Source organism: Lamprobacter sp. (assembly GCF_034860625.1).
Classification (GTDB): domain Bacteria; phylum Pseudomonadota; class Gammaproteobacteria; order Chromatiales; family Chromatiaceae; genus Lamprobacter.
This window is the reverse complement of sequence record NZ_JAYESN010000246.1, coordinates 1-4,446: the sequence shown is the minus strand read 5'-3', so window position 1 is coordinate 4,446 and position 4,446 is coordinate 1. Positions and strand designations below refer to the sequence as shown.

General features: G+C 59.5%; 4 protein-coding genes and 1 pseudogene. All 5 read left to right on the top strand.

Features of this window, described 5'->3' with window-relative positions; genetic code table 11:
• Nucleotides 1-148 precede the first annotated feature (148 nt).
• Nucleotides 149-364, top strand: coding sequence for a transposase (locus VBE63_RS31620; protein WP_416274677.1), 216 nt, complete (start codon nucleotides 149-151; stop codon nucleotides 362-364).
• Nucleotides 365-409: 45 nt separating this feature from the next.
• The gene (locus VBE63_RS25200) at nucleotides 410-679 is read left to right on the top strand and encodes a hypothetical protein (protein ID WP_323685758.1); all 270 of its coding nucleotides are present in this window, start codon (nucleotides 410-412) and stop codon (nucleotides 677-679) included.
• A 421-nt stretch (nucleotides 680-1,100) separates the two neighbouring features.
• Nucleotides 1,101-1,280, top strand: a pseudogene (locus VBE63_RS25195) (FIST C-terminal domain-containing protein); the annotation flags it as partial.
• Nucleotides 1,281-1,284: 4 nt separating this feature from the next.
• Nucleotides 1,285-1,515, top strand: coding sequence for a hypothetical protein (locus VBE63_RS25190; RefSeq protein ID WP_323685757.1), 231 nt, complete (start codon nucleotides 1,285-1,287; stop codon nucleotides 1,513-1,515).
• A 127-nt stretch (nucleotides 1,516-1,642) separates the two neighbouring features.
• Nucleotides 1,643-4,446 (top strand): PKD domain-containing protein (locus VBE63_RS25185; RefSeq protein ID WP_323685756.1); only part of this gene is annotated, 2,804 nt, incomplete at its 3' end.

Here is a 4,446-nt window from a genome sequence, read left to right as displayed (position 1 = left end):
TTGCCCAACGCGACGACTCGACGCAGTGGCACTTGATCATGGACAACCTCAACATCCACTGCTCGGAAGCCGTCGTGCGCCTCGTCGCTGAGGCTTGTGGGCTCGACATCGACCTCGGGGTCAAAGGCAGTCCGGTATCCTCAAGTCGATGGCCACGCGTGAGTGCTTCCTGCGTGATCCAAGCCACCGCATCCAATGTCACTTCACGCCCAAGCATGCCTCGTGGCTGAACCAGATCGAGATGTGGTTCTCCATCCTGGCGCGCAAAGTGATCCGCCGCGGCAACTTCCTCTCCGTCGATGATCTCCATGAGAAACTCGCCAACTTCATTGACTTCTTCCTCTGCACAGTGCAAATCAATTAACTAATTGATAAAACATGGCTTTACCCGCCAACCTCTGTTCTGAGCGTGACCGAACTCGACTCAGTCAAGGCACTCCGTGGGGTGCTGAGCACCCATCTGAACTGGTATGGCGCGCGCTTGGACTTTCTCGCCCGCTTCATCCTGGCGCTGCCGCAGGTGCGCTCGGTAAACCTCGCGCGACTCGCGCCGGTGTCTTCCTCCAAGACAAAGATCAGTTCCAACGACATCCGTCTGCAGCGATTTTTCCGCACCTTCATGATCGATCATGAGCAACAGTCCATTCGCGAAAAAAATACTTCAGCGACCGCAGTTTAGCGTCTTCCGCGACGGGCTCGACCTGCTCCAGCGCCTCGTCGCTCAGCGCGAGACCTTCGGGCTCAATTCCTGCTTCTGCTCGGCTTTCTCCTCGATGGACAGCCCCTGGAGCTCAACCCCATGATGGCCTGCGAGATGCGCCTGGTTTGGCCATAGCGGAATGAGTTTGGCGTGATTTGTACTGTACAGAGGATTCGATGGTCAACAATAGACTTGAATGTGTCACGTACCCGATTGAGTAATGTTGAGGTCGATAGTGGTTGCTGACGTTGAAAATTCATCATCACCCCTTTTAATTCATTATTCAGGTATAGCCTCCATGTCTTGCTGATTCATGTATGTAATAAGCTCGTTAAATCTTGGCGATTGCGCCTAGTCGAAACAGCTAACTCCTTGTTTAATAAAGTAATATTTTTCTCCGGGAATTGCTAATGTCTCCTGTCTCGGTCGGGGTGCCAACCTGTTCGGGGACGACTCGCAGGAGCTGAAGCAGATTCGCGACGAGCTAGGGGAGTTTCCGCTGGTCGGCTTCTATGCGAATGGTGAACTCTCGCAGAATCGGCTCTATGGCTATACCGGGGTGTTGACGTTGTTCACCTGAGATCGTGCTGCGCTTTCCCTACGGCCTCGCCAACTTCCAGAACCTCGAGGCGCTGGCTTTTCCCGCCTGCCGCCTTGATCATCGCCTGCTTGAACGAAAAAACTCGAAGATCAAGCTGTCGGATAATTTTACAGACTTTGCTAGATTGACGGGTCCGCCCTTCACGATTTATCATCATTATAATTTAACACATAAAGATTGGCGTGATTATTGCATAATTGCGCGGCTAATTTAACGGCAACGTTCAGACCAAGGGTGACGGCACCTGATTCCTGCACAATACGGATGGACGGCGCGCCAGTACTGAAGCTGTTCCAGCTTTTTGGCGATCACAAGACCCATTTCCTAGAGCGATTAACGTCATGGCTGGAGCACCTGCATCGATAAAGTGGCTCGGCACGCTAGTGGTGTTGGCGATGATTCTAAGCGGCTGGGGCTTACGCACCGAATCGGCCAGTCCCGGAGTAACCGCCCACGCTGACGTCAGCACTCAAGTCGCCACCGCCTTCACCGACCTGCGTTTCAATCCCGCCACGCAGACCTTCGACAGGGTCGCAACCCTCACCAACACCTCCGCCGACCCGATTCAAGCGCCGTTGGCACTCCACATCACCGACATCACCCCGGCTAGCGTGACGCTCGACAACCCCAGCGGCATCGCTAGCGACGAGCATCCCTATGTGGCGGTGCCGCTGCCGACCGGGGAACTCGCCCCCGGCACGACCGTCACCGACGTGGTTTTACGGTTCCGCAACCCGAGTGGCGTTTCCTTCACCTTCACGGATTCGGTCCTGGGGACCGAAGCGGCCGACAACAGTCCTCCCGTGGCGAACGCCGGTCCCGATCAGACCGCGTCCGTGGCCGATACCGTGACGCTGGACGGCAGCGGCTCGACCGACCCCGAAGGCGACAAACTAAGTGCCGTTTGGACGTTGCTCCGCGCGCCCGCCGGCAGCACGGCGTTTCTGAGTGACCCGACGGCGATCAATCCGCGCCTGACCCTGGACCAAGCCGGCACCTATGTCGTACAGCTCATCGTCAACGACGGCCAGGCCGACAGCGCGCCCGATAGCCTGACGATTTCGACCGACAATACCCCCCCGGTCGCGAACCCCGGCCGCGACCGGACCGCGCCCTTGGGCGCGACTCTGACCCTGAACGGCAGCGGTTCCAGCGATGTGGATGGCGATCCGCTGACCTTCGCCTGGACGCTGGTCCGTCAGCCGGAGGGTAGTACGGCGGAACTGCTGGAGGTTGACGCCATCGCCCCGCAACTGGCCTTGGATCAGCCGGGCGCTTATGTGGTGCAGCTCATCGTCAACGACGGTCAGGCCGACAGCGCACCGGCCAGCGTGACCCTCGCCACCGAGAATTCCCGGCCATTAGCCGACGCCGGTCCCGCGCAAACCGTGCCGCTGGGGGCCAGCGTGCACTTGGAAGGGCACCATTCGACCGACGCCGACGGCGATCCGCTGAGAGCCCACTGGGCGCTGACCAGGGTACCGCTAGGCAGCACCGCTACTCTGAGCGATCCAATCGCGATCGATCCGACCTTCGTCGCGGACTGGGCTGGCGACTATGTGGCGCAATTGATCGTCAACGACGGAACCCTCAACAGCACGCCCGTCACCGTCCTCATCAGTACCGATCGCTCGCGACCGGTGGCCGACGCCGGATCGGATCAGGAAGCGGTCCTCGGCGACTGGGTGTTCCTGGATGGTTCCGGTTCCAGCGATGCAGACGGCGATCCGCTGAGCTATCGGTGGTCGTTCACGTCGCGCCCGGACGCCAGTGAAGCCACCTTGTATGACGCCGATCAGGCGGAGGCCGCGTTCGTGCCGGACGTCGCCGGCCTGTACGTCGTGCAGTTGATCGTCAGCGATGGCGAGTTGGCAAGCAGGCCCGATACGGCGACCCTGACCCTGGTCGTGCCCGAATCGGTCAATCGCGCGCGCCAGGCTACATCGAGCCTGGTCGTCATGTCCGCTACCGAATCCGATGCAGCGACGTTCCAGGCGGAGTCCACTCCAGACCCCAGCGGATCCGCGCGAGAACGCTACGTCACCATCTTCATGCAAACCCTAGCGGGCGAGGGCGTGATCTTAAACGACAGCCTGCGGCAGATCTTTACCCGCATTTTGATGCGCCAACTTAATACGGATGACGCAGGGCGCCTGATTGAAACAGCGACGTTTGAGCCGCTCGTGAAAGTGTTTACCTTTGTCGCCTCCTCGCCGGACCAGAGGCCTTCCAGTCCGTCGGCCTACACTCCTGCCGCTGTAGAGGCGGCGCGTCGTGCGGCTCAGGGTCTTCAGGACGTCACCGATCCCCCTCCCGACCCTGAAACCATTGCCCCGGCGGTGAACCCCTCCGTCTCCACCACCACCTTTGCCGCTACCGAATTTCTTTACACCGGCAACAACCCAATCCAGACTGGCGTGGCCCCCGGCACCATCGAGGCCAAACGGGCCGCCGTCATTCGTGGGCGCGTGCTCGATAAGAGCGATGCGCCGCTGGCGGACGTAACCATCACCATCCAGAACCATCCTGAGTATGGTCAGACCCTTAGTCGCGCCGATGGCTGGTTCGATCTGGCGGTGAATGGTGGGGGTGATTTAACTCTCAACTACATGAAAACCGACTATTTGACGGTGCAGCGACAGGCTGATGTCCCGTGGCAGGACTCTGCCAACATTGATGATGTGGTCATGCTTGCGCGCGATCCTCAAGTCACTGAGGTGACCTTCGGCCAGGCTGCTCCAATTCAGGTCGCGCGCGGAAGTCTCGTAACTGATGAAAGCGGGAGCAGACGTGCCACCCTCGTCATCCCGGCCGGCACAACGGCTGAAGTCTACAATGCCGACGGTACGACGCGGGCTGCCGACGTGCTGCATGTTCGCTTGACCGAATATACGGTCGGGGACAACGGGCCGGAGTCAATGCCTGCCACCTTGCCTGGCACCAGTGCCTATACCTATGCGGTCGAGCTGAGCGCCGACGAAGCCCCAATCAAGATCAACGGCAAGGATGTCCTGTTCAACCAGCCGGTCTACCTGTACCTGGAGAACTTCATCGGCTTCCCGACCGGGATTCAGGTCCCCATGGCCTACTACGATCGCGATCAGGCCGCTTGGGTTCCGACCCCTGATGGGCGGGTGATCAAGAT